This window comes from Actinokineospora sp. NPDC004072, from assembly GCF_053604195.1.
This window is the reverse complement of sequence record NZ_JBSGHB010000026.1, coordinates 26,108-51,452: the sequence shown is the minus strand read 5'-3', so window position 1 is coordinate 51,452 and position 25,345 is coordinate 26,108. Positions and strand designations below refer to the sequence as shown.

Annotated in this window: 17 protein-coding genes; all 17 read left to right on the top strand. The window is 74.8% G+C overall.

Features of this window, described 5'->3' with window-relative positions; translation table 11 throughout:
* Positions 1-57 precede the first annotated feature (57 nt).
* On the top strand, positions 58-6,276 hold the full coding sequence (locus ACWEPX_RS29885; RefSeq protein WP_451900601.1) for an SDR family NAD(P)-dependent oxidoreductase: 6,219 nt from the start codon (positions 58-60) through the stop codon (positions 6,274-6,276).
* Positions 6,273-8,879, top strand: a complete 2,607-nt coding sequence (locus tag ACWEPX_RS29880; protein ID WP_451900600.1) for an acyltransferase domain-containing protein — start codon at positions 6,273-6,275, stop codon at positions 8,877-8,879. The genes ACWEPX_RS29885 and ACWEPX_RS29880 overlap by 4 nt, the downstream gene beginning before the upstream one ends.
* Entirely contained in the window at positions 8,876-9,193 is a 318-nt protein-coding gene (locus tag ACWEPX_RS29875; protein WP_451900599.1) for an acyl carrier protein, read from the top strand. The genes ACWEPX_RS29880 and ACWEPX_RS29875 overlap by 4 nt, the downstream gene beginning before the upstream one ends.
* Positions 9,194-9,202: 9 nt before the next feature.
* A complete protein-coding gene (locus tag ACWEPX_RS29870; protein WP_451900635.1) occupies positions 9,203-10,000 on the top strand; it encodes an alpha/beta fold hydrolase in 798 nt (265 codons plus the stop codon).
* Between the two features lie 382 nt (positions 10,001-10,382).
* The gene (locus ACWEPX_RS29865; protein WP_451900598.1) at positions 10,383-11,636 is read left to right on the top strand and encodes a glycosyltransferase; all 1,254 of its coding nucleotides are present in this window, start codon (positions 10,383-10,385) and stop codon (positions 11,634-11,636) included.
* Between the two features lie 134 nt (positions 11,637-11,770).
* The gene (locus tag ACWEPX_RS29860; RefSeq protein WP_451900597.1) at positions 11,771-13,852 is read left to right on the top strand and encodes an AMP-binding protein; all 2,082 of its coding nucleotides are present in this window, start codon (positions 11,771-11,773) and stop codon (positions 13,850-13,852) included.
* Positions 13,853-14,097: 245 nt separating this feature from the next.
* Positions 14,098-15,306: a DUF6801 domain-containing protein gene (locus ACWEPX_RS29855; RefSeq protein WP_451900596.1), complete on the top strand. Its 1,209-nt coding sequence runs from the start codon at positions 14,098-14,100 to the stop codon at positions 15,304-15,306.
* 27 nt (positions 15,307-15,333) lie between these two features.
* On the top strand, positions 15,334-16,590 hold the full coding sequence (locus ACWEPX_RS29850; protein WP_451900595.1) for an ABC transporter ATP-binding protein: 1,257 nt from the start codon (positions 15,334-15,336) through the stop codon (positions 16,588-16,590).
* Positions 16,591-16,697: 107 nt separating this feature from the next.
* The gene (locus ACWEPX_RS29845; RefSeq protein ID WP_451900634.1) at positions 16,698-17,420 is read left to right on the top strand and encodes an MlaE family ABC transporter permease; all 723 of its coding nucleotides are present in this window, start codon (positions 16,698-16,700) and stop codon (positions 17,418-17,420) included.
* A 1-nt stretch (position 17,421) separates the two neighbouring features.
* Positions 17,422-18,258: an MlaE family ABC transporter permease gene (locus ACWEPX_RS29840; RefSeq protein WP_451900594.1), complete on the top strand. Its 837-nt coding sequence runs from the start codon at positions 17,422-17,424 to the stop codon at positions 18,256-18,258.
* Entirely contained in the window at positions 18,255-19,499 is a 1,245-nt protein-coding gene (locus ACWEPX_RS29835; protein ID WP_451900593.1) for an MCE family protein, read from the top strand. The genes ACWEPX_RS29840 and ACWEPX_RS29835 overlap by 4 nt, the downstream gene beginning before the upstream one ends.
* Positions 19,496-20,524, top strand: a complete 1,029-nt coding sequence (locus tag ACWEPX_RS29830) for an MCE family protein (protein WP_451900592.1) — start codon at positions 19,496-19,498, stop codon at positions 20,522-20,524. Before ACWEPX_RS29835 ends, ACWEPX_RS29830 begins: the two co-directional genes overlap by 4 nt.
* The gene (locus tag ACWEPX_RS29825) at positions 20,521-21,504 is read left to right on the top strand and encodes an MCE family protein (RefSeq protein WP_451900591.1); all 984 of its coding nucleotides are present in this window, start codon (positions 20,521-20,523) and stop codon (positions 21,502-21,504) included. The genes ACWEPX_RS29830 and ACWEPX_RS29825 overlap by 4 nt, the downstream gene beginning before the upstream one ends.
* 5 nt (positions 21,505-21,509) lie before the next feature.
* Complete coding sequence (locus ACWEPX_RS29820) at positions 21,510-22,529, top strand: MCE family protein (RefSeq protein WP_451900590.1); 1,020 nt, start codon at positions 21,510-21,512, stop codon at positions 22,527-22,529.
* A complete protein-coding gene (locus ACWEPX_RS29815; protein ID WP_451900589.1) occupies positions 22,529-23,551 on the top strand; it encodes an MCE family protein in 1,023 nt (340 codons plus the stop codon). The genes ACWEPX_RS29820 and ACWEPX_RS29815 overlap by 1 nt, the downstream gene beginning before the upstream one ends.
* On the top strand, positions 23,551-24,738 hold the full coding sequence (locus ACWEPX_RS29810; RefSeq protein ID WP_451900588.1) for an MCE family protein: 1,188 nt from the start codon (positions 23,551-23,553) through the stop codon (positions 24,736-24,738). Before ACWEPX_RS29815 ends, ACWEPX_RS29810 begins: the two co-directional genes overlap by 1 nt.
* Positions 24,735-25,238 (top strand): hypothetical protein, encoded by a 504-nt coding sequence (locus tag ACWEPX_RS29805; protein WP_451900587.1) that lies wholly within the window; start codon positions 24,735-24,737, stop codon positions 25,236-25,238. The genes ACWEPX_RS29810 and ACWEPX_RS29805 overlap by 4 nt, the downstream gene beginning before the upstream one ends.
* The last annotated feature ends 107 nt before the right edge of the window (positions 25,239-25,345 follow it).

Sequence of the window (25,345 nt, the reverse complement as noted above, 5' to 3'; positions counted from 1 at the left end):
GGTGGGCGGCGGTTTGGGCTGCGGGTGCCGCAGGGGTGTGCGTTGTCCTTTGCCGAGGTGGCTGAGCTGCTGGGGGACGCGGCGGAGCGGGTTGATGTCGTGGTGCTCGGGTGGGGGGCGCCGTGGCGGGTGGTTGATGTGCCGGATCGGTATGTCGTGTTGGTGGAGGTCGTCTCGGTTGGTGAGGCGGTGGTGGCGGGAGAGCAGGGGGCGGACGGGGTGCTGGCGCGGGGGGCGGAGTCCGGGGTGCGGGCGGCGGAGTCTGGGGTGCGTGGGGCGGAGTCTGGGGTGCGTGGGGCGGAGTCCGGGGGGCGGGTGTCGGAGTCCGGGGGGCGGGTGTCGGAGACCGGGGCGTTCGTGCTGTTGCAGCAGATCATCGCGGGCACCTCGCTGCCGGTGTGGCTGGCGGGCGGCATCGGGCCGGACACCGCGGCCGCCGCGATCGTCGGTGGGGCGGCGGGGGTCGTGCTGGACTCGCAGCTCGCGCTGCTGGCCGAGACCGACGAGATGGTCCTGGATGGACAATCCCTCGGCGAGGATGCCGCCCTGGCCGAGGAGTTCCGCCGCCGCTTCGGCACGGTCGCGCGGGCCGTGCGGGCGGTGCTGACCGCCATCGGCGGGGCCGTGCACGCCACCCGCCCGCCGGTCCTCGGCCCTGGCTCGCCCCTCGCCGCCGAGCTCGGCACGCGGTACCCGATCGCGCAGGGGCCGATGACCCGGGTCAGCGACCGCGCCGAGTTCGCCGAGGCCGTCGCGGAGGGGGGCGCGCTGCCGTTCCTCGCCCTCGCGCTCAACTCCGCCGAGCGGACCCGGGCGCTGCTGGCCGAGACCGGGGACCGGCTCGGCGGGCGGCCCTGGGGCGTCGGCCTGCTCGGGTTCGCCCCGCCGGAGCTGCGCGCGGCGCAGGTGGCGGCCGTGCTGGCGGCCCGCCCGCCGGTCGCGCTGATCGCCGGTGGCCGCCCCGACCAGGCCGAGGTGCTGGAGGCGGCGGGCATCAGCACCTTCCTGCACGTGCCGTCGCCGGGCCTGCTGCGCCAGTTCCTCGACGCGGGCGCGCGCAAGTTCGTCTTCGAGGGCAGCGAGTGCGGCGGGCACGTCGGCCCGCGCACCTCGTTCGCCCTCTGGCAGGCCCAGCTCGACGTGCTGCGCGAGCACCCGGCCGCGGGGGAGACCCGCGTGCTGTTCGCGGGCGGCATCCACGACGCGCGGTCGGCGGCGATGGTGGCGGCGCTGGCCGGGCCGCTGGCCGACCGCGGCGCGGCCGTCGGCGTCCTGATGGGCACGGCCTACCTGTTCACCGCCGAGGCCGTGGCGACCGGGGCCATCACCGACACCTTCCAGCAGCAGGTGGTCGCTGCGACGGGCACCGAGCTGCTGCACACCGCCCCCGGCCACGCGACCCGGTGCGTGGCCAGCCCGTTCACCGCCCAGTTCGCCGAGACCGCCGCCCGGCTGGCCGCCGAGGGCGTGCCCGAGCGGGAGGCGTGGGCGCGGCTGGAGGAGCTCAACGTCGGGCGGCTGCGGGTGGCCAGCAAGGGCCTGCGCCGCGAGGGCGGCGCGCTGGTCGAGGTCGACGCCGGCACCCGGGTCGCCGAGGGGCTGTTCATGGCGGGCCAGGTCGCCGCCCTGCGGTCGGAGGTGACCACGATCGCCGAACTGCACGAGGAGATCGCCGTGGGCGCGGGGGAGCACCTGCGCGAGCGGGCCGCGCGCGTGCGCGGCGGCCTGCCCGGCGCCCGCCCGCCCCGGCCCCGGTCCACCCCGGCCGACATCGCGGTGGTGGGCATGGCCTGCGTGTACCCGGGCGCGCCGGACCTGGCGGCGTTCTGGGCGAACGTCGTGGGCAACCGCGACAGCGTCACCGAGGTGCCGCCGACGCGCTGGGACACCGGGACCTACTTCGGCGACGGCGAGGGCAAGACCCGCTCCAAGTGGGGCGGGTTCCTCGACCCGGTCCCCTTCGACCCGCTGCGCTACGGCATCCCGCCCGCCGCGCTCGGCGCGATCGAGCCGGTGCAGCTGCTGGCGCTGGAGGTGGCCCAGCGGGCGCTGGCCGACGCGGGCTACGGCGACGGCGGCTTCGACCGCGAGCGCGCGGGCGTGGTGTTCGGCGCGGAGGCGGGCAGCGACCTGGCCAAGGCCGAGGACCTGCGGATGCTCCTGCCGTCCTACACCGACCCCCCGGAGGAGCTGCTGGCGCAGTTGCCCGCGCTGACCGGCGACAGCTTCCCGGGCAGGCTGGTGAACGTCATCGCAGGCCGCATCGCCAACCGGCTCGACCTCGGCGGCGCGAACTACGTGGTCGACGCGGCGTGCGGGTCGTCGCTGGCCGCCGTCGACGCCGCGTGCAAGGAGCTGGTGACCGGCGGGGCGGACCTGATGCTGGCCGGTGGCGCCGACCTGCACAACGCGATCGGCGACTTCCTGCTGTTCTCCTCCGTCGGCGCGCTCTCGCCGACTGGCCGCTGCCGCACCTTCGACGGGTCGGCCGACGGCATCGCGCTGGGCGAGGGCGTGGCGTGCCTGGTGCTCAAGCGCCTGGCCGACGCCGAGCACGACGGCGACCGGGTCTACGCGGTGATCAAGGGCGTCGGCGCGGGCAGCGACGGCCGGGCGCTGGGCCTGACCGCCCCGCGCCGCGAGGGCCAGCTGCGGGCGCTGGAGCGCGCCTACGCCGAGGCCGGGGTCCCGCCCGCCGCCGTGGGGCTGGTCGAGGCGCACGGCACCGGGACGGTCCTGGGCGACCGGACCGAGCTGGCCACGCTGACCGAGGTGTTCACCGGGGCGGAGCCGGGGTCGGTGGTGCTGGGGTCGGTGAAGTCGCAGATCGGGCACACCAAGTGCGCGGCGGGCCTGGCCGGGCTGATCAAGGCCGCGCTGGCCGTCCACACCGGCGTCCGCCCGCCGACCCTGCACCTCGCCGAACCCAACCCGGCCTGGGACGCCGACACCAGCCCGTTCGCGTTCCGGTCGACGGCCGCGCCGTGGCCGGGCGAGCCGCCCGCGCGGGTCGCCGCGGTGAGCGCGTTCGGCTTCGGCGGCACGAACTTCCACGTCGTGCTGGCAGGTCACACGCGCGCCCGCCGGGGCTTGGCGCAGTGGCCCGCGGAGCTGTTCGTCTTCCGCGGCGAGTCCGACGAGGCGGCCGTGGCGCAGGTGCGCGCCCTGCTGGCCATCGCCGACGGCCCGGTCCGCCTGCGCGACCTGGCGCGCACGGCCGCCCTGCGCTCCGACCGCGACCCCGCCCCGGTGCGGATCGCCGTGGTGGCCCGCGATGTCGCCGAGCTGGTCACCCTCCTGGGAAAGGCGATCGCGGGCGAGGCCGACCCGGGGATCTACCGGGCGGGCGGGGCGCAGGGGAAGCTGGCGGTGCTGTTCCCCGGGCAGGGCAGCCAGCGGCCGGGCATGCTGGCCGAGCTGTTCGTGGCCATGCCCGAGCTGCTGTCGGCCGACCCCGCGGTGGTGGCGGCGCTCTTCCCGGCCGATGCGTTCTCCGCGGAGGCGGCCGACGCGGCGGTCGGGCGGCTGCGGGACACCCGGATGGCGCAGCCCGCGCTGGGCGTCACCGGCCTGGCCGTGCACGAGGTGCTGACCCGGTTGGGCGTGCAGCCGGACATGTACGCCGGGCACAGCTACGGCGAACTCGTGGCGCTGGCCGCCGCGGGCGCGATCGACCCCGCCGACCTGCTCCCGCTGAGCACCGCCCGCGCCGAGGCGATCCTCGCCGCGGCGGGCGCCGACCCGGGCGCGATGGCGGCCGCGACCGCCGACTACGCCCGCGTCCAGCAGGTGCTGGCCGAGGCGATGCTCGCCGGGCGGGTCGTGGTGGCCAACCACAACGCGCCCTCGCAGGTGGTCCTGTCGGGGCCGACGGCGTTGGTGGCCGAGGCGGTGTCGGCGCTGCGGGCGGCGGGGGTGCCTGCGCGGGAGCTGCCGGTGGCGTGCGCGTTCCACAGCCCGGTCGTCGCCGCGGCAGCGGAGTCCTTCGCCGACGAACTCGCCCTGCACCGCGTCGAGCAGCCCAGGACCCCGGTGTGGGCCAACCGGACCGCGCGGCCATACGTGTCCGATGTGGACGGCATCCGGGCCGAGCTGGCGGCCCAGGTCGCCTCGCCGGTGCTGTTCGCCACCCAGATCGAGAACATGTACGCCGACGGCGCGCGGGTCTTCTTCGAGGCAGGCCCCGGCCACGTCCTGACCAACCTGGTCCGCGCGACCCTCGGCGAGCGCCCGCACACGGTGGTCTCCTGCGAGCCGGGCAACCGGACCGGCCTGACGGGCCTCCTGCACGCCCTGGCCGCCCTCGCCGCGGCGGGCGTGCCCATGCGCACCGGGTGGCTGACCGCAGGCCGCGACGCCGCCGAGCTGACCGCCCCGGCCCCGACCCCCGGGTGGACGGTCGACGGCCACCTCGTGCGCACCGCCGACGGCACGCCGGTCGCAGGCGGCCTGACCTCGGCCCGCCGCATTACCGCGTCCCCGCCCGCGACCGACCGGGACACCGTGGTCTCCACCTTCCTCCGCACCACCCGGGACCTGATCACCGCCCAACGCGACGTCCTGCTCGGCTACCTCGGCACACCCCCGCCCGAACAGCCCACTGCTCCGCCTGCCCTTCCCGAGCCACCCGCTGCGCCACTCCCGGTCGCGCCGGAACAGCCCTCCGTCCTCACCACCATCGCCACCGTCGTCGCCGAACGCACGGGCTACCCGGTGGACATGATCGAGCCGGGGCTGGACCTGGAAGCCGACCTCAGCATCGACTCGATCAAGCGCACCGAGATCGTCGGCGAGCTGGTGTCGCGGCTGGGCAGCGCGGTCCCGGTGGACGACCTGGTGCAGGCCCGCACCGCCCTCGACCTGGCCGCGCTGCTGGGCGGGGAGCGCGCGGAGGGGGTCGTGCCGACCCGGCAGGAGATGGTCCTCGTGCCCGCGGCCGGGCAGCCGGTGGACGACCCCGCGGCGTTGTTCGGGGCCACCATCCTCATCCTCGGCGGCACGCCCGGAGCTGTGGAAGCCCTCGCCGGGCGGGTCTCCGCGCATGGCGGGCTGGCCGTTCCGCTGCCGTCGGCGGTGGAGTTGCCCGAGTGGGTCGAGCGGGTCGACGGGCTGGTGTGCCTGCCTGCGGACGAGCCCGTGCTGCCGGGCGCGTTCGGCCTCATCCGGTCCGTGCTCGCCCGCCGCCCGCGGTGGCTGCTCGCCGTCGCCGGGGTGGACGAGGCGCTCGGCCTGTCCGGGTTCATGCGGACGGTCCGCCGGGAGCAGCCGGAGACCGCGGCGCGGCTGGTGGAGCTCGACGAGCCGCCCGCCGACGACGAGGCCCTCGCCGACATCGTCCTCGCCGAGCTGCTCACCCCCGGCCCTGAGCCGGTCATCCGCCGCGGCGTCGAGCGGCAGGTCTACGCGCTCGCGCCCCGGCCGCTGACCGCCGCCGCGGACCTCGACCTCGGGCCGGGCAGCGTCGTCCTGCTCATCGGCGGCGCCCGGGGGATCACCGCCCGGGTCGCGGCCCGGCTCGCCCGCACCGGGTGCACGCTGGAGCTGGCCGGGCGCACCAGCCCGCCCGAGGGGCCGGAGGACGCCGAGACCGCGGCGGCCGCCGACCTCGCCGCGCTGCGCGGGGTCCTGGCCCGCCGCGGCGGCACGCCCGCCGAGGTCGACCGGACCGCCAAGGCGATCATCGCGGGCCGGGAGGTCGCCGCGACGCTCGCCGAGGTCCGCGCCGCCGGGGCGACCGCCGTGCACCGCAAGGTCGACGTGGGCGACCCGCACGCGGTGGGCAAGCTGGTCAAGCAGGTGCACGCCGAGCGCGGCCGCATCGACGGGGTGGTGTTCGCGGCGGGCGTCATCGAGGACCGGCTCATCGCCGACAAGGACCCCCACTCCTTCCGCCGCGTCTACGCGACCAAGGTCGACGGCATGGCCGCCCTGCTCGACGGCCTCGACGACGCCGCCGTCGCGCCCCGGTTCGTCGTCGCCTTCGGCAGCATCGCCGCCGTGCTCGGCAACCGCGGCCAGGCCGACTACGCCGCGGCCAACGCCGCCATCGATACCCTCGCCGCGCGGTGGTCGCGGCAGACCGGCAACCGCGCCCTGACCGTCCACTGGGGACCGTGGGCGCCCAGCGCAGGCGGCATGGTCACCCCCGAACTGGGCCGCGCGTACGCCGACCGCGGCATCGAGCTGATCGACCCCGACGCGGGCGTCGACGCCCTCATCGCCGAGCTGGCCAACGGCGGCGCCCGCTCCGTCCTCTACGCCGGGGAGGGCTGGTGATCCTGCGCATCGCCGCGCCGACCCCGGACGCCCTGCGCGACCGCCTCGACCGCGAGGAGCCGAGAATCGGACCCACCGGGACCGGGCCGACCCGCCTGGCCATCGCCGACCCCACCGAGGAGCGGATCGGCCTGGCGCGCCGGGTCGTGGCCGCGGGCAAGCCGTGGCGGGGCAGGCGGGAGCTGTGGTTCACCCCGCAGGCCGTCCCCGGCCCGGTCGCCTTCCTGTTCCCCGGCCTCGAAGCCGACTTCGCCCCGGAGGTCGCCGACGTGGCGGCCTGGCTGGGCCTGCCGTGCCCGGACCTGGACACCAGCAGCCTCGGCAGGCACGGCGCCGCGGTCATCGCCGTCGGCCGCCTGCTCGACGCGGCCCTGCGCAGGCTGCGCATCACCCCGGTCGCCGTCGCCGGGCACAGCGTGGGCGAGTGGACGGCGATGATCACCGGCGGGCTGTTCGCCGCGGCCGACTTCGAGGCCATGCTCGCCGCCGCCGACCTCGACGCGCTGCGCGTGCCCGGGGTCGAGTTCGCCGTGCTCGGCTGCCCGGTCGAGCCCGCGCGCCAGGCCATCGCGGCCCACCCCGAGGTGGTCGTCTCGCACGAGAACTCCACCAACCAGACGGTGGTCTGCGGCCCGGCCGAGCAGGTCGCCGAGGTCGTCGCCCGGCTGCGCGCCCAGCACGTCATCTGCCAGGTGATGCCGTTCCGCTCCGGCTTCCACACCCCGATGCTCGCGCCCTACCTCGACCAGTTCCGCCGCACCGGCGTGCCCAGCCTGCCGCTGCACCCGCCGACGACCCCGGTCTGGTCGGCCACCACCGCCCGCCCGTTCCCCGGCGACCCGGCCGCCGCGCGCGAGCTGTGCCTGCGGCACCTGCTGGAGCCGGTCCGCTTCCGCCAGCTCACCACCGCCCTGCGCGCCACCGGCATCCGCTCGTTCGTGCAGATGGGCTCCGGCCAGCTCGCCTCCCTCGTCTCGGACACCCTGCGCGGGGTCGACCACCTCGCCGTCGCCGCGGGCAGCGACCGCATCCCCGGCCTCGCCCAGCTCCACCGCGCCGCCGCCGCCCTGTGGGTCGACGGCGCGGACCCGGATTTCACCGCCTTCGACCCGGACGGGCCGGTGATCACCCTGGCCCACGCCCCTGAACCCGCCGGTCCGCGCGGCTCGCTGACGGAGGCGGTCCACCGCTACCCGGCCCTCGCCGAGCTGCCGCCGCTCCTGCGCGAGATCGAGGACGCCGTGCAGGCCGTGCTGGCCGCCGCCGACCCGCGGCCGACCACGCTGGCCGTGTCCACAGCGGACATGCCCTGGCTTGCCGACCACTGCTTCGTCCGCCAGCGCCCCGGCTGGCCGGACGAGACCGACCTGCGCCCGGTCGTCCCGGCCACCACGATCCTGCACCACCTGGTGGAGGCCGCCGCGCGGCCCGGCATGGTCGCGGTCGGCGTGGACGAGCTGAAGCTGCACCGCTGGCTGGTCGCCGCCCCCGCCACCGAGGTCGACGTCCACGTCCGCGCCGAGGGCCAGGACCGCATCGCCGTCCGGCTCGGGGACTACGCCGAGGGCACCGTGCTGCTCGCCCCCGCCCACCCCGCCGGACCGACCCCCTGGCAGCCCAGCCCCGACGAGCGCAAGCCCGCGATCACCGCCGAGCGCCTGTACTTCGAGCGCTGGATGTTCCACGGCCCCCGCTACCGCGGGATCACCCGCACCCTCGGCGTCGGCGACCGGTCCGCCCGCGCCGAGATCACCGTCCCGGCCGCGCCAGGCGCGCTGCTGGACAACGTCGGCCAGGTCATCGGCGTTTGGCTGGCCGAGCGGCACCCGGACCGCGCGATCGCCTTCCCGGCGGCCATCCGCCGCGTGCGCTTCCACGGCCCCGAACCCGCCCCCGGCACGACGGTCACCTGCGACCTGCGCATCACCTCCGCCGACGACCGCCGCATCACCGCCGACGCCCAGGTCACCCTCGGCGGGCGCACGGTGGTCACCGTCGAGGGCTGGACCGACCACCGCTTCGACAGCGACGCCCGCGCAGGCGCGATCCACCGCTTCCCGGAGACCTCGACCCTCTCCCGCAGGCACGACGCGGGCTGGTGGCTGACCGAGGACCGCTGGCCGACGCTGGCCTCCCGGGAGTTCTTCCTGCGCAAGTACCTCGCCGCCGCCGAGCGCGCCGAGCACGACCGGGTGCCGCCGCGGCAGCGCCGGGACTGGCTGGTCGGCCGCTTCGCCGCCAAGGACGCCGTGCGGGCGGCGCTGTGGGACCGCGGCTTCGGCCCGCTGTTCCCCGCCGAGATCACCATCACGGGCGGCGCGCAGGGCCTGCTCCGCGTCGACGGCGCGCACGGGCTGGTGATCCCGCCGCTGGCCGTCGCCGTGGCCGTCCGCCACGGGGTCGCCGCCGCCCTGGCCGCCGACGCGGCCGCCCACCCGGCCGTCGCGCTGGTGCCGGTCGGACCGGACGGGCGCGAGGCGGCCATCGCCGAGGCGTCGGCGGCGATCGGGTCCGGCGCCGCCGATGTGGTCGCGGTCGACGGGCCGCACGAGTACGCCGTGGCCTGGACCCCGGCCCGGCACACCGAGAGGGAGAGCGCGTGAGCACCATCCAGCCCCTGACCCAGCGGCCGTCTCGGGCCGCCGTCCTGGCCGACCTGCGCGGCATCATCGCCGAGGTCCTCGACCAGTACGGCGCCGACGCCGTCGAGCTGGCCGAGATCGGCGAGGACACCCTGTTCCACGACGACCTCGGCCTGGAGAGCATCGACCTGGTCGCCGTCGGCGCGCTGCTGGCCGAGCGCTACGGCGAGCACGTCAACCTCGCCGCGCACCTGGCCGAGCTCGACCTCGACGAGGTGATCGGGCTGCGCATCGGCCTGCTGGTGGACTTCGTCGTCGCGCGGACGGGGCGTTGACCGGTGGCGATGGTGCAGGTCAACGGCGTCCGCACGCACTACCAGCTGCTCCCGGCGCGCGACCCCGGGCCGGGCGAGCCGCCGGTGGTGGTGTTCGTGCACGGCCTCGGCTACGACAGCCTGGCCAGCTTCTACCTCACCCTCTGCCCGCCGGTCGCCGCGGCCGGGATGACCGCCCTGGCCTACGACCTGCGCGCCCACGGCCGCACCGAGCGGCCTGCCGCGGGCTACCGGCTGAGCGACTTCGTCGCCGACCTGCGCGCGCTGCTGGACCTGCTCGGCATCCACCGACCGGTGCACCTGGTGGGCAACAGCTTCGGCGGCACCGTGGCGTTCAGCTTCGCCGCCCAGCACCCGCACCGCGTGGCGGGCATCGTCGCCGTCGAAGCCGAGCCCGCCACCGCGTCGTGGGCCGAGAAGATGGGCCGCACGCTGGGCAACGTGGTGGACGGGCTGGCCAAGGAGGAGTACCTGGCCTGGGTGGCGGCGACCTTCGGCGCCCACCACGCCCGCCTCACCCGGGCCGCCCACGCCCTGATCCGCGCCACCACGATCGTCGAGGACGTTCCCGCAGGCCCCCTGCTGTCCCCGCCCGACCTGGCGCGCATCACCTGCCCGGTCCTGTCCATCCTCGGCGACCACGGGTTCCAGAGCGACGACCCGTTCGCGGTGCAACGCCTGCTGCCGGACTGCCGAACCGAGGTCATCGAAGGCCAGAACCACTCGGTCCTGGTCGAGCGCCACCGCACGGTCCGCACGCTGGTCCTGGACTTCGTGGCCGCACTGGCCGGGCGGGCTGCTGCGTGAAGTCGGCCCGGTCGTCGGGAGAGGGGCCGGGTGCGGGGCTGGCCGGGCGGGCGGCGGGTGAAGTCGGCGCGGTGGTCGGGAGAGGGGTGCGAGGTGCGGGGTGAGGTCAGCGCGGTGGTCGGGAGGGGTGCGGGGGGAGGTCGGCGCGGTGGTCGGGAGGGGTGCGGGGGGAGGTCGGCGCGGTGGTCGGGAGAGGGGTGCGGAGTGAGGGGGCAGGTCGGCTCGGTGGTCGGGAGCGGGGTGCGGAGTGAGGGGGGAGGTCGGCTCGGTGGTCGGGAGCGGGGTGCGGAGTGAGGGGGGAGGTCGGCTCGGTGGTCGGGAGCGGGGTGCGGGTGCGGGGTGTGGGGTAGGTCGGCTCGGTGGTTGGGAGAGGAGGGGCGGGGTGCGGGTTCTGGTTGTTGTGCCGCCGTTCGCGGGGCATGTCAACCCGGTGATCGGGGTGGCGGCGGAGCTGGGCGCGCGGGGGCACCGGGTGGCGTGGGCGGGGGACGCCGCCCTGCTGGGCGCGCTCCTGCCCGCCGGGTCGACCGTCCACCCCTGCGCCGGGCTGGACGTCGCCCGCCCCGCCGGTCTCCGCGGGTTCGCGGCGCTGAAGCACCTGTGGGAGCAGGTGCTCCTGCCGCTGGCCGACGTGATGGCCCCCGGGGTCGAGGCGGCGCTTGCGGCGGAGCGGCCGGATGTGGTCCTGGTGGACCAGCAGGCGTTCGCGGGGGCGTTCGCCGCCGAGCGGTGGGGGCTGCCGTGGGTGACCTCGGCGACGACCTCGTCGGAGCTGGTGGACCCGCTCGCGGGGATGCCTGCGGTGGCGGGGTGGATCCGCGAACGGCTGGGGGAGCGGTCCGCGGTCGACCCGCGGTTTTCGCCGCTGCTCACCCTCGCCTTCACCGCACCGGCGCTCGCCCCGGCAGCCGCCGCCCCGACGGTCCGCTTCGTCGGCCACACCGCCCGACCGAGCGAGCCGCACCCCTTCGACTTCGCCCTCCTGGACCCCGACCGCCCCCTCGTCTACGTCTCCCTGGGCACCGTCAACGCCGACACCGGCGCCCGCTTCCTCACCGAATGCGCCACCGCCCTCGCCCGCCGCCCCCACCTCCAAGCCGTCATCGCCGACCCCGCCGGCGCCGTCACCGCCGCGAGGCCGCACCTTGCCTTCGACGCGGCGCACATCGTCGCCGGATCACCACAGCCTGGCCTCGCCCCGGAACCGGCCGTCGACGCCCCGCTCATCGTCGCCGCATCAAGCCCGCCACAGCCTGGCCTCGCCCCGGAACCGGCCGTCGACGCCCCGCTCATCGTCACCGCGCCGCGGGTGCCGCAGCTGGCCCTCCTCGACCGGGCCTCGGTCGTCGTCTGCCACGGCGGGCACAACACCGTGTGCGAGGCGCTCGCCCGCGGGGTGCCGCTCGTCGTCGCGCCCATACGGGACGACCAGCCGGTCATCGCCGAGCAGGTGACCGCCGCGGGGGCGGGGATCCGCCTGCGCTTCACCCACGCCGCGGCCGAGCACATCGGCGCGGCCATCGACCGCCTCATCGCCGATCCCGCCTACCGCGCCGCCGCCGCCCGCGTCCGGGACTCCTTCGCCGCCGCGGGCGGTGCGGCCGCGGCCGCCGACGCGCTGGAAGCGCTGGTCTGATTGTCCGTCAGCGCGGCTCGAAGATCGGCGTTTGCGCGCGCTGGCAACACTTTTCCGCCATCTCACCCGCGTCCTTGACCGGTCGCCGAACCGGGTGCTTCATTCGATGGACCGGGGTGGAGGGAGCATGCGTCATGGTGGACGACTGCGTGGTCTACGAGACCACTGTGGACCATCCGCGGGCGGCGCTGTGGGCGGTGCTCGGCGAACCCGCCCGCTACCCCCGGTTCTTCCGCGGGATCAGCGGGTGCGACAAGCTCGCCCCGGCCCACTACGGCGCCCAGCCCGAGTACGCCATGCGGGCCTGCCTCGGCCCCGGCGAGGTGCTCGACCACCGGCTGCGCACGGTCATCCGCCGCGCGGAGGACCAGCTCGTGCTCGCGGGCGTGCCGGACACCGGCGGCTGGGTCTCGATCAAGCTGCAGGACGCCGACCGCGGCCGCACCCAGATCAAGATCGTCTTCTTCAAGCCCATGCTGCGCCACCGCCTCGGCGTGAGCTGGACGCAGGCGCAGATCAAGCGGTGGGCGCGCGACGGCATCCGGAGGGTGTGCGAGCACCTCGCGGGTGCCCCGGAAGCGCTGCCCGAGCGCGCGGGCGGCAGGCTGACCGCGCTGCGGGTGCTCGCCGCGGCGGGCGTCTTCACCCCCAGCCGCCCCGACCGCACCTACCGCCAGCTTCGGGAGCTGGCCAAGTGGGGCGCGACCGTCGCGGGCGGGTACGCCGCGGCCGCCGCGCGCTCGGCCAACCGGGCCGCGGTGGTGGACGAGCGCGGGGTGAGCACCTTCGGCGACCTCGACGCCGCCAGCACCCGGCTGGCCCGCGGCCTCGGCGGGCTCGGCGTGCGCTCGCGCGCCAAGGTCGCCGTCCTGGCCCGCAACCACGCCGACCTGGTCCGCGCGCTGGCCGCCTGCGCCAAGCTCGGCGCGGACACCCTCCTGCTCAACACCGGCCTGGCAGGCGCCCAGATCGCCGACCTGCTGCGCGTCCACCGCGTCACCGCGCTCATCGTCGACGACGAGTTCGCCCCGCTGCTGCGCGAGATCCCGCCGGAGGTGGCGCTGGTCGGCACCGGCCGGGTCGCCGACGTGGACTTCGACGCCACCCTGGCCGACCTCGCCGCCGACCAGCCCGCCGACCCGCTGCCCGCGCCGCGCAGGCCGGGCAGGCTGGTCGTGCTCACCTCCGGCACCACCGGCCTGCCCAAGGGCGCCCGCAGGCCCACGCCCGGCCTGCTCGACGCCGCCGCCGTGCTCGCCGCGATCCCGCTGCGCGCCAACGACCGCATCTTCATCGCCGCGCCGATCTTCCACACCTGGGGGCTGACCGCGCTGCAGATCGCCATGCCGCTGCGCGCGACGGTGGTGCTGCGCAGGCGGTTCGACGCCGAGGCGACGCTGGCCGCCATCGAGGAGCACGGCTGCACCGCGCTCTTCGCCGTCCCGATCATGCTCCAGCGCATCCTCGCCCTGCCCCCGGCCGTGCGCGACCGCTACGACACCTCCAGCCTGCGCGTGGTCGCCAGCAGCGGGTCGGCGCTGCCGAGGTCGCTGGTCACCGGGTTCATGGACGTCTTCGGCGACGTCCTCCACAACTTCTACGGCTCCACCGAGGTCTCCGCGGCCACCGTCGCGAGCCCGCACGACCTGCGCGCCGCCCCGACCACCGCGGGCACGCCCCCGCCGGGCACGCGGATCGCGCTGCTCGACCGCGACGGCGGGCCGGTGCCGCCCGGGGAGGTCGGCCGCATCTTCGTCGGCAACCGCATGCTCTTCGACGGCTACCTCGACGGCGCGGGCCGCGAGGTGCGGCGCGGGCTCATGGACACCGGCGACCGCGGCTACCTCGACGCCGACGGCAGGCTGCACATCTGCGGCCGGGCCGACGAGATGATCGTCTCCGGCGGCGAGAACGTCTTCCCGCGCCCGGTCGAGGAGGTGCTGCTCGACCTGCCGCAGGTCGCGGAGGCCGCCGTGGTCGGGGTGCCCGACGCCGAGTACGGGCAGCGCCTGGCCGCCTTCATCGTCGTGCGCGACGGGTGGCGGCTGGACGAGGACGCCGTGCGCGCCTACGTCCACCAGCGATTGGCGCGCTTCGCCGTGCCGCGCGACGTGGTGTTCGTCGACGAACTCCCGCGGAACCAGACCGGAAAGGTGCTCAAGCGCCTCCTAGTCGACGGGGAAGAACCCGCGCGGCGGCTGACAAAGCCCGCGTAGGAATTGCGCCGACGGTGACAAATTCTGTTCCTCCATCCCGCGTATCGGCAGGTCGAGCGGCTGGATCGACCACAAAGCCGATCACGGAAATGTGGCTCCGGTGATAACTGGCAAGCCGTTCGGAACGCGACGGAAAAGCGTCGTTGTCACCCTGGTAGCACGCTGGTAACGTCCGTTCGGCGAGGCCGGTCGAGGGTATCGGCCCGCATTTCCAGTCGCATTCCCGGCAGTCGAATGGGCGTCCCATGAAGATTCTCCGGTCTCGTCCGGCCCGTCGCCGCGCGCTGCTCGCCGCGGCGGTCGCGGCGGCGGTCGGCACGGCGGTCGGCGCGGTCTCCGGGATGCCCGCGGCCACCGCCCGCCAGGAGCAGGCGCCGCCGGGCTTCCGCTGCGCCCTGCCCGCGGGCGGCCAGGTCGACACCCCGGTCGAGGTCGGCCTGGCCGTCCCCGCGGCGGTGACCGCGGGCGAGCCGCTGGCCGCCCGGCCCACCGCGGCGATCGCCCTGCCCGCCGACGCCGTGGCCGCCCTGCGCGCGGCAGGCGCGCAGACCGTCGCGGGCGACGCGACCGCGGAGCTGGTCCTGCGCCAGGGCGGCGTGGACACCCCGCTCGCCCCGGCCGAGCTGACCGCGGCCCCCGCCCCGCTGGCCGACGGCCTGGTCCTGCGCCTGACCGGCCCCGTAGTCACCGCCACACCCGAAGCAGGCCCGGCCGAGGTGGTCCTCACCGGACTCACCGCCCGGCTGCGCGCAGGCGCGCCCGGCGCGGCCGACCAGGCCGTCGACTGCGGCGCCTACACCGGCGGCGACGTCCTCGGCAGCGCGACGGTCACCGCAGCCGCGGAGCGCGTCCCGGTCACCCCGCTGGCCGACCCCGCCGCCCCCGCGGGCCTCAAGGTGACCTTCGACGTCGCCGCGGTGAACACCATCGCCAAGGTGGGCGTGGACATCGAGATCAGCGGCGACCTGGTGACCTACCTCGACCCGTTCGCGCCGCCGCCGTCCCCGGTCACCGGCACCCTCGCGCTGGACCCGGTCGTGGACGCCTACCTGGTGGTCTTCCGCTTCATGCCGGTGCGCAACGACATCGACTTCAAGCCGGGCCCGGTCACCGGCACCGCCGCCATCGACATCACCGGCCAGCCGTGGGTCGCCAAGATCGACACGGTGTCCGACGTCGCGCTGAGGCTGCACCGGGTCCGCCAGGACGGGGTGGACCTGCGGGTCGGCGACAACTGCTGGACCGCGGGCCCGATGAAGGTCCCGCTCAAGGGCGACATCGTCCTGGTGCCCGGCCGGACCTCGACGTTCACGACCAAGGCCGACCTGCCCGCCTTCACCGGCTGCGGCACGCGCGAGGACCTCGACCCGCTGATCACCGGCCTGGTCTCCGGACCGGGCAACCCGATGTCGGTCGAGCTGACCCTCAAGTGCATCGAGACCAACTGCGGGTAGCCGAACCCCCTGTTCGCTGGAGGTGTGATGGGCGTCGAGGTGGCCGTCGAGGGGCTGAGCAAGTCCTTCGGCAGGCAGGCGATCTGGCGCGATGTGACGCTGACCCTGCCCGCAGGCGAGGTGAGCGTGCTGCTCGGCCCGTCCGGCACCGGCAAGTCGGTGTTCCTCAAGTGCCTGATCGGCCTGCTGCGCCCCGAGCGGGGCAGCGTCGTCATCGACGGGGTGGACCTGTGCGCGTGCGCCGAGCGCGACATGTACGAGATCCGCAAGCTCTTCGGCGTGCTGTTCCAGGACGGCGCGCTGTTCGGCTCGATGAGCATCTTCGACAACGTGGCGTTCCCGCTGCGCGAGCACACCCGCAAGTCCGAGACCGAGATCCGCCAGATCGTGATGTCCAAGATGGACATGGTGGGCATGCTCGGCGCGGAGCACAAGCTGCCCGGGGAGATCTCCGGCGGCATGCGCAAGCGCGCCGGGCTGGCCCGCGCGCTGGTGCTCGACCCGCAGATCATCCTCTGCGACGAGCCCGACTCCGGCCTGGACCCGGTCCGCACCGCCTACCTCAGCCAGCTCCTCATCGACCTCAACGCCCAGATCGACGCGACGATCCTCATCGTCACCCACAACATCAACGTGGCCAGGACGGTGCCGGACAACCTGGGCATGCTCTTCCGCAAGGAGCTGGTCATGTTCGGGCCGCGGGAGGTGCTGCTGACCAGCGACGAGCCCGTGGTCGCCCAGTTCCTCAACGGCCGCAGGATCGGCCCGATCGGCATGTCGGAGGAGAAGGACTCCGCGACGATGGCCGCCGAGCTGGCCCACCAGGCCGCGGGCCACGGCGACGGCAGCCCGGAGGAGGACCTGCGCGGCCTGGTGCCGCAGCTGGAGCCGACCCCGGGCCTGCCCGCCCGCCAGGCCGTGCGGCGCAGGCGGGCGCGGGTGCTCCAGGTCATCGACACGCTGCCCGACGCGGCCAGGAACGGCATCCTGGCCGAGCTGTCCCTTGAGGACTACGAGCGCTACCAGGACTGGCGCAGGCGCACCACCGGCATGGCGGTGCCGCAGACCCTGCCGCAAACCTTGCCCCAGTCCATGCCGCAGCCGATGCCGCAGTCCATGCCCCGGCCCACGCCCCGCAGACCGCTCCCACCCGGCCCGCCGCAACCCGGCCCGCCCCGGCCCGATCCGGCGACCGGGCCGATCCAGCACGTCCAAGGCGCGCCGCTGCCGCCCGCCCGCAAACCGCGCCCGTGGCGGCGCGACGACCAGGGGCGGCGCGGATGAGCGCGCCCACCAAGATCCTCGCGCCGGAGGACGTCGAACCCGGGCCGCTGGCCCGTGCGAAGGCCAAGGCCGTCGGCGCGCTGCGGGAGTTCGGCGACCTGTTCGCCATGGGCCTGGACGTGCTCTTCGGCCTGTTCAAGCGGCCGTTCCAGGTGCGGGAGTTCATCCAGCAGTTCTGGTTCATCGCCAGCGTCTCGATCATGCCCGCGGCGCTGGTGTCGATCCCGTTCGGCGCGGTGCTGACCCTGCAGCTGGGCTCGCTGACCGAGCAGATCGGGGCGGAGTCGTTCAACGGCGCGGCCAGCGTGCTGGCCGTCATCCAGCAGGCCAGCCCGGTGGTGACCACGCTGATCGTCGCGGGCGCTGGCGGCAGCGCCATCTGCGCCGACCTCGGCGCCCGCACCATCCGCGAGGAGATCGACGCCATGCGGGTGCTCGGCGTCTCGCCGATCCACCGGCTGGTGGTGCCCAGGGTGCTCGCCGCGATGGGTGTCGCCGCCCTGCTCAACGGCATGGTCAGCGTCGTGGGCGTGGCGGGCGGCTACTTCTTCAACGTCATCGTCCAGGGCGGCACGCCCGGCGCGTTCCTGGCCAGCTTCTCCGCCCTGGCCCAGCAGTCGGACCTGTGGGTCAGCGAGCTCAAGGCGCTGATCTTCGGCTTCCTGGCCGGGCTGGTCGCCGCCTACCGCGGCCTCAACCCCAAGGGCGGCCCGAAGGGCGTCGGGGATGTGGTGAACCAGTCGGTGGTCATCACGTTCCTGCTGCTGTTCTTCGTCAACTTCGTGATCAGCGTGTTCTACCTGCAGCTCGTCCCGGCGAAGGGAGCATGAGGTGACGACGCTCAACCGGGCGCGCGCGGCCGTCGCCAGACCGGGCACCGCGCTGGAGCGCCTCGGCGACCAGCTCGGCTTCTACCTGCGGGCGCTGGCGTGGATCCCGTTCACCGCCACCCGCTACGCCCGCGAGGTCGTCCGGCTGCTGGCCGAGGTCAGCTTCGGCAGCGGGGCGCTGGCGGTCATCGGCGGCACCATCGGCGTGATGCTGGGCATCTCGGTGTTCACCGGCACCGTCGTGGGCCTGCAGGGCTTCGCGGCGCTGGACCAGATCGGCACGTCGGCGCTGGCGGGGTTCCTCTCGGCCTACTTCAACACCCGGGAGATCTCGCCGCTGGTCGCGGGCCTGGCGCTGTCGTCGACGGTCGGCTGCGGCTTCACCGCGCAGCTGGGCGCGATGCGCATCTCCGAGGAGATCGACGCGCTGGAGGTCATGGCCGTGCGGTCCATGCCCTACCTGGTCACCACCCGGATCATCGCGGGCTTCATCGCGATCATCCCGCTCTACACGATCGGCCTGCTCACCTCCTACCTCGCCGCCCGGATGACGACGGTGTGGGTGTACGGGCAGTCGGCGGGCACCTACGACCACTACTTCTCCCTGTTCCTGCCGCCGGAGGACGTGGTCTGGTCGTTCGTCAAGGTGCTGGTGTTCAGCGTGGCGATCATCCTGTCGCACTGCTTCTACGGCTACCGCGCCGCGGGCGGCCCGGCGGGCGTGGGCGTCGCGGTCGGGCGGTCGGTGCGCACGGCGATCGTCGTCACGATGGTGCTGGACTTCTTCCTCAGCCTGGCGATCTGGGGCGCGACCACGACGGTGCGGGTGGCCGGATGAGGCGGCGCAGGAGCACCAGGCGGCGCAACCAGGCGCTCGGCGTGGTCTTCATCGTCCTGCTGGGCGCGCTCGGCTGGCTGACCGTGGCGATCTACGACCGGGCGTTCACCGCCACCGACGCGGTGACGCTGCGCGCGGACCGGGCGGGCACCCAGCTGCGGCCCAACGCCGACGTCAAGGTGCGCGGGATGGTGGTCGGCAGCGTCCGCGCCATTCGCACCGACGGCGACGGGGTGGCCGTCGAGCTGGCGCTGGACCCCGACCACACCGACCTGCTGCCCGCCAACGTGACCGCCCGGCTGCTGCCCAAGACCCTCTTCGGCCAGCGCTACGTCAGCCTGGTCCTGCCCGAGGACCCGGAGGGGGTGCTCGACGGCGGCGCGACGATCCACCAGGACACCAGCGAGCGGGCCATTGAGATCGAGAAGGCGCTGCGCGACCTGCTGCCGGTGCTCCAGGCGGTGCAGCCGCAGAAGCTCGCGAGCACCCTCGGCGCGGTGTCCCAGGCGTTGGAGGGGCGCGGCGCGCGGCTCGGCGAGACGCTGTCCCTGCTGGACGACTACCTCGCCGGGATCAACCCGCAGCTGCCCGGGATCAGGGCCGACATCACCAAGCTCGCCGACACCCTGGCCGTCTACCAGGAGGCGGCCCCGGACATCGTCGACGCCCTCACCGGCCTGACGACGACCTCGGCGACGCTGGTGGAGCAGCGCGACCAGCTCTCCGCCCTCTTCTCGACCCTCACCACCGCGGCCGGGGACCTCGACCGGTTCCTGCGCGGCAACCGGAAGACGCTGATCGGGCTGGTGGGCGCCAGCCGCCCGACGCTGGAGCTGCTGGCCGAGTACGCCCCGGAGTTCCCCTGCCTGGCCCAGGCCGCCGTGGCGCTCAAGCCGGACCTGGAGAAGGCGTTCGGCGTCGGCACGAACGAGGCCGGCCTGCACGTCAAGCTGCACGTCAAGGAATCGCGCGGGGCCTACAAGCCGGGCGCGGACCGCCCGCGCTACACCGCGGGCGGCGGACCGCGCTGCTACCCGGGCGGGCTGGCCGCGGGCGCCACCGCGGCCGTTCCCGCCGCCTACACCGAGGACGGTCTGGGGTTGCCCAACTCACCGCAGGAGAACGCCTTCGTCGGCGAGCTGGTCGCGGCCGCGGCCGGTGCGCCCCCCGCCGAGGTCGGCGGGTTCGGATCGCTGCTGGTCGGTCCGCTGCTGCGCGGGGCGGAGGTGGAGCTGTCGTGACCAGCATCCTCCGGCCGCTGCTCAAGTCCCTCGTCTTCACCGTGGTCACGGTCCTGGCCACCGGGCTGCTGGCCGTCACGATCGCCAACGACGGCGACGGCGACGCGGCCACCTACCTGGCCAGGTTCACCGACGTCACCTCGCTCAACCCCGGCGACGACGTGCGCATGTCCGGCGTCCGCATCGGCCAGGTCGAGGACATCGAGGTGGTGGAGGGCAACGTCGCCGAGGTAGAGTTCACCGCCGACCGGCGCTGGCCGCTGAACGCCCAGGTGACCGCGACGGTGAAGTTCCGCAACCTCATCGGCCAGCGCTACATCAGCCTCGACCAGGGCCCGGCCGCGGCGGGCGGGGCCACGCTGGCCGACGGCGCCACGATCCCGCTGGAGCGCACCCGGCCCGCGCTGGACCTGACCGCCATGTTCAACGGGTTCAAACCGCTGTTTCAGGCGCTGGACCCCGAGCAGGTCAACAAGCTGTCCCTGCAGATCGTCCAAGTGCTGCAAGGCGAGGGCGGCACGGTCGACAGCCTGATCGCCCACATCGGCTCGCTGACCACCACGCTGGCGCAGAAGGACGAGGTCATCGGCCGGGTGATCACGAATCTCAACACCGTCATCGGCCGCTTCGACGAGCGCGGCGACGAGCTGTCCAAGCTCATCCAGACCACCCAGCAGCTGGTGTCCGGCCTGGCCAAGGACGCCGTGCCGATCGGCGAGGCCATCGAGGGCTTGGCCGACCTGACGACGGCCACCGCCGGGCTGCTGGCCGAGGGCCGCGAGCCGCTGCGGCGCGACATCCAGGCCCTCGGCGCGCTGTCGAAGGCGCTCGCCGACAACACCCCGGCGTTCGAGGCGTTCCTGGCGAACCTGCCGGTCAAGTACGAGACCATCGGCCGCACCGCCTCCTACGGGTCGTGGCTGAACCTCTTCCTCTGCTCGATCAGCACCGACGTCCCCCCGGCCCCCGGCCAGGCGCCCGGCGACATCGGCCTGCCCGTCACCGAGGCGAGGTGCCGCCCGTGAAGCCCTTCCGCGAACGCGACACCGTCAAGGTCGGCCTGGTCGGCGCGGCCGTCATGGCGGTGGTCGGCCTGCTGCTGTTCACCTGGGAGAGCCTGCCGGTCATCGGCGGCACCACCTACGTCGCGCACTTCCGCGAGGCCGCGGGGCTGAGCCCGGACGACGAGGTCCGGGTGGCCGGGGTCAAGGTCGGCGAGGTGACCGACGTGGAGCTGGAGAACTCCTACGTCAAGGTCTCCTTCCGCTCCCGCGGCGTGTGGCTGGGCGACCGCACCGTGGCCGCCATCCGCATCAAGACGCTGCTGGGCCAGAAGATGCTGGCCCTGGAGCCCGCGGGCGGGGCGGAGCTGGACCCGGGCACCCCCATCCCGCTGGAGCGCACGATCATCGCCTACGACGTCACCGAGGCGTTCGAGGACCTGGCGGGCACCGTCGGCGACATCGACGCCGAGGGCCTGGCGGCGAGCTTCGACACCCTCGCGCAGACGTTCTCGGCGACCACCCCGCAGGAGGTGCGCACCGCGCTGGAGGGCATGTCGGCGCTCTCGCGCACCGTCGCCACGCGCGACGAGGAGCTGCGCAAGCTGCTGGCGCACTCGGCGGGCGTCGGCAAGATCCTCGCCGAGCGCACCGACCAGTTCACCGCGCTGCTGGACGACGGAGCCGTGCTGCTGGCCGAGTTCGCCCGCCGCCGCGACGCCATCGGCCAGCTGTTGCGCGGCACCCGCGATCTCTCCGCCCAGCTGACGGCGCTGGTGCAGGAGAACCAGGCGCAGATCGGGCCCGCGCTGACCCAGCTGGAGCGGGTCGCCACCGTGCTCCAGCGCAACCAGGCCAACCTGGACAAGGCGCTGAAGCTGGCGGGCCCGTTCTACCGGCTGGTGGGCAACGCGGTCGGCAACGGCCGCTGGATCGACACCTACCTCTGCGGCCTCATCCCGGCCGCCGACGGATCCGCGGGCTGCGTCCCGCCGAGGCGGTGATGGGCATGGCGAAGAAGACCAACCGGATTCGCGTCCGCAGGCCGTGGCTGGGCCGTGTTGCGCTGCTCGTGGTCGTGGCGCTCGTCGTCGCGGGGACGTGGGCGATCGCGGGCCGCGGCGACGTGCGCCGGGTGACGGCCTACTTCACCGCGGCCGTCGGCCTCTACCCGGGCTCGGACGTGCGGGTGCTCGGGGTGCGGGTGGGCGGCGTCGACGCCGTGACCCCGCAGGGCGCGTCGGTGCGGGTGGACATGACCATCGACGCCGATGCCCCCGTGCCCGCCGACGCCACCGCCCTGGTCGTCACCCCCAGCCTGGTCTCCGACCGCTACGTCCAGCTCGCGCCGGTGTGGACGGCCGGGCAGAAGATCGCCGACGGCGCGGTCATCCCGGTGCCCCGCACGCAGGTGCCCGTCGAGCTGGACGAGCTGTTCGCCAGTCTGGACCGGCTGACCACCGCGCTCGGCCCGGACGGGGCCAACGCCGACGGCGCGCTCAGCGACCTGCTGCGCACGGGCGCGGAGCACCTGGGCGGCAACGGCGCGGCCACCGGCCAGACCATCCGCGACCTCGGCGACCTCGCCCGCACGCTCAACGGCTCGCAGGAGGACCTGTTCGCCACCATCGACGGCCTGCACAAGTTCACCGAGATGCTGGCCGACAACGACGCGCAGGTGCGCGAGGTCAACGAGCAGCTGGCGGTCGTCACCGGGTTCCTGGCCGACGAGCGCGCCGCGTTCGACCAGGCGCTGACCGAGCTGGCGTCGGCGCTGGCGGTCGTCGAGGCGTTCATCCGGGACAACCGCGCGCTGCTCAAGTCCAATGTGGCCAAGCTGACCGGGGTGACCCAGGTGCTGGTCGACCAGCGGGCCTCGCTGGCCGAGGCGCTGGACACCGTGCCCAACGCGCTGACCAACCTGGTCGGCGCCTACGACCCGGCCACCCGCACCATCGACGGCCGGGCCAACCTGACCGAGTTCACCGCGCTCCCGCTGCCCGCCACCGACGACCCGGGAGGCCGCTGATGCGCGCGCCGCGGCTGACCGCCGCCCTGCTGGCCTGCCTCGCCGCCACCGGCTGCGGCGCCGGGCTCTACGACGTCGACCTGCCCGGCGGCGCCGACCTCGGCGACCACCCGTACCAGGTCACCGTCCACTTCCGCGACGTGCTGGACCTGGTCCCGCAGTCGGCGGTCAAGGTGGAGGACGTGCCGGTCGGCCGGGTCGAGGCGATCACCCTGTCCGCCGACGGCCGCACCGCCGTGGTCCGGCTGTCGGTCAACGGCGGGGTCCGGCTCGCGGGCAACGCCTACGCCCGGCTGCGCCAGTCCAGCGTCCTGGGCGAGAAGTTCGTCGAGCTGGACGACCCCGACGACGCCGCCAGGGTCGGCGCGCTGGTCGACGGCGCGGTCATCCCGGTCGAGCGCACCAACCGCAACCCGGAGGTCGAGGAGGTCTTCGGCGCGCTGTCGCTGCTGCTCAACGGCGGCGGCATCGGGCAGCTCCAGCTGATCACCAAGGAGCTCAACGCCGCGCTCGGCGGGCGCGGTGCCGACATCAAGTCGCTGCTGAAGAACCTCGACACGTTCGCGGGGCAGTTGGACGCCCACCGCGGCGAGATCGTCCGCGCGATCGAGGGAATGGACCGGCTGGCCGCCGACCTCGGCCCGCGCGGCGACCAGATCACCGCGCTGCTGGAGGGCCTGGGACCGGGCATCGAGGTGCTGGCCGCCCAGCGCGAGCAGTTCGTGGCGATGCTCAAGTCGCTCGACGGGCTGTCCGGGGTCGCCGTGGACGTGGTGAACCGGACCAGGGACGACCTCGTCGCCGACCTGCGGGCGCTGGAGCCGATCCTGCGCGAGCTGGCCGAGGCCGGTCAGCAGCTCCCCCAGGCGATGGAGGTGCTGTTCACCTTCCCCTTCACCGACAAGGCGATGGCGGCGGTGCGCGGCGACTACATCAACTCCTACCTGTCGTTCAGCGCCCGGTCGCCGGTCCCGCGCCCGGCCGCGCTGCCGCTTCCCCCGGTCGATGGCGGTGAGGGCTGATGCTGACCAGGCGCGTTCGGGTCCAAGTCGTGCTGTTCGTGGTCATCGCCCTGGTGGGGGTGTCCTACGTGGGCGCGCGGTACGTCGGCATCGACCGCCTCTTCGGCGGCGCCGGGTACACCGTGCACCTGCGGCTGGCGCACTCCGGCGGCATCTTCACCAACGCCGAGGTCACCTACCGCGGGGTGGCCGTCGGCCGGGTCGGGAACCTGACCCTGGTCGGCGACGGCATCGAGGTCGAGCTGCTGATCGAGCCGAACGCCCCGGTGATCCCCGGCAGCGTGCAGGCCGTGGTGGCCAACCGCTCCGCGGTGGGGGAGCAGTACGTCGACCTGCGCCCGACCCGCGACGGCGAGCCGTACCTCGCGGACGGGTCGATCATCGCCCAGGACCGGGCCGTGCTGCCGCTGCCCACCGAGACCGTCCTGCGCAACCTGGACCGGCTGGTGGAGTCGGTGCCGCGCGAGGAGCTGCGCACGGTCGTCGACGAGCTGTACCTGGCCACCGAGGGCGCTGGCCCGGCGCTGCAGGCGCTGCTGGACTCCGCCGCCGCGTTCACCGAGCTGGCGACCGAGCACCTGCCGCAGACCACGGCGCTGATCACCGACGCCGGGGTCGTGCTGGGCACCCAGGTGGAGACCTCCGCGGCGATCAAGGGCTTCGCCGAGGGCAGCAAGCAGATCGCAGAGCAGCTGGTGGCCTCCGACGGCGACCTCAGGGCGGTGCTGCGGTCGGCGCCCGGGGCCGCCGCCCAGATCAGCGGGCTGCTCGCCGAGACCGGGCCGGACCTGGGCGTCGTGCTGGCCAACCTGCTGACGACGGCGAACGTCCTGGTCACCCGGCAGGCGGGCATCGAGCAGGCGCTCGTGGTGACCCCGCGCGCGGTGGCCGCGGCGCGCGATGTGATCCGGCCGGACGGGGCGCACTTCGGCCTGGTGACGACGTTCTTCACGCCGCTGCCGTGCACCGCGGGCTACGGCGGGACGCGGTACCGCAACGGCCTGGACACCTCCGGCGCGCCGCTGAACACCGGGGCCAGGTGCACCGTCGCGCCCGGTTCCGGGAACGTGCGCGGCTCGCAGAACGCGCCCCGGGGCGGCGTGCCGCCCGCGCTGCCGCCGTTCACCTACGACGCGGCCGCGCCCGCGGGGCTGGGCGGACTACTCGGAGTGGAGGGGACACCATGAACCGGTTCCGGGTGCTGGCCGCGGCGGTCTTCGCCGTCGCGCTGGCGTTCGCGGTGTACGGGGGAGCGCGGTGGTGGTCGGCGGCGACCAGCTCCTCCGCCGACGCATCCGCGCTGCGCGACGAAGCCCTGCGCAGCGCGACCGCGGCGGTGGAGACCTTCAACACCCTCGACCACCGCAGCGTGGACGAGGGCCTGGACCGCTGGCTGGCCGCGGCGACCGGCCCGCTGGCCGACGAGCTGCGCTCCACCCGCGACACCAGCCGCGCCCGCATCGTCGAGGCGCGCACGGTCACCGAGGGCACGGTCGTCGACGCCGCGGTGACCGAACTGGACCCCACGGCGGGCACGGCCGCGGTGATCGCCTCCGTCGAGGTCGTGGTGACCCCGGAGACGGGGGCCGCGGCGACCAAGCGGGTGCGCTTCACCGCCCAGATGACCAAGACGGACCAGGGGTGGCTGCTCAGCGGCATCGCCCAGGTGCCGACCAGCCCGGTGTGAGGAGGCGTTCTCCATGCGCAGCACGCGAACCCCGGTGGCCTCCCGCCGCCCCCAGGTGGCAGGCATTCGCCGCCCCCGCCCTGCCCCAACCGAACCGGCATCGCCCG

Excerpts from the sequence above, each read along its gene's own strand:
- ACWEPX_RS29870 (WP_451900635.1), top strand. The coding sequence starts at position 9,203 with ATGGTGCAGGTCAACGGCGTCCGCACGCACTACCAGCTGCTCCCGGCG.
- ACWEPX_RS29860 (WP_451900597.1), top strand. The coding sequence starts at position 11,771 with ATGGTGGACGACTGCGTGGTCTACGAGACCACTGTGGACCATCCGCGG.
- ACWEPX_RS29855 (WP_451900596.1), top strand. The coding sequence starts at position 14,098 with ATGAAGATTCTCCGGTCTCGTCCGGCCCGTCGCCGCGCGCTGCTCGCC.
- ACWEPX_RS29850 (WP_451900595.1), top strand. The coding sequence starts at position 15,334 with ATGGGCGTCGAGGTGGCCGTCGAGGGGCTGAGCAAGTCCTTCGGCAGG.
- ACWEPX_RS29845 (WP_451900634.1), top strand. The coding sequence starts at position 16,698 with ATGGGCCTGGACGTGCTCTTCGGCCTGTTCAAGCGGCCGTTCCAGGTG.
- ACWEPX_RS29835 (WP_451900593.1), top strand. The coding sequence starts at position 18,255 with ATGAGGCGGCGCAGGAGCACCAGGCGGCGCAACCAGGCGCTCGGCGTG.
- ACWEPX_RS29820 (WP_451900590.1), top strand. The coding sequence starts at position 21,510 with ATGGCGAAGAAGACCAACCGGATTCGCGTCCGCAGGCCGTGGCTGGGC.
- ACWEPX_RS29815 (WP_451900589.1), top strand. The coding sequence starts at position 22,529 with ATGCGCGCGCCGCGGCTGACCGCCGCCCTGCTGGCCTGCCTCGCCGCC.
- ACWEPX_RS29810 (WP_451900588.1), top strand. The coding sequence starts at position 23,551 with ATGCTGACCAGGCGCGTTCGGGTCCAAGTCGTGCTGTTCGTGGTCATC.
- ACWEPX_RS29805 (WP_451900587.1), top strand. The coding sequence starts at position 24,735 with ATGAACCGGTTCCGGGTGCTGGCCGCGGCGGTCTTCGCCGTCGCGCTG.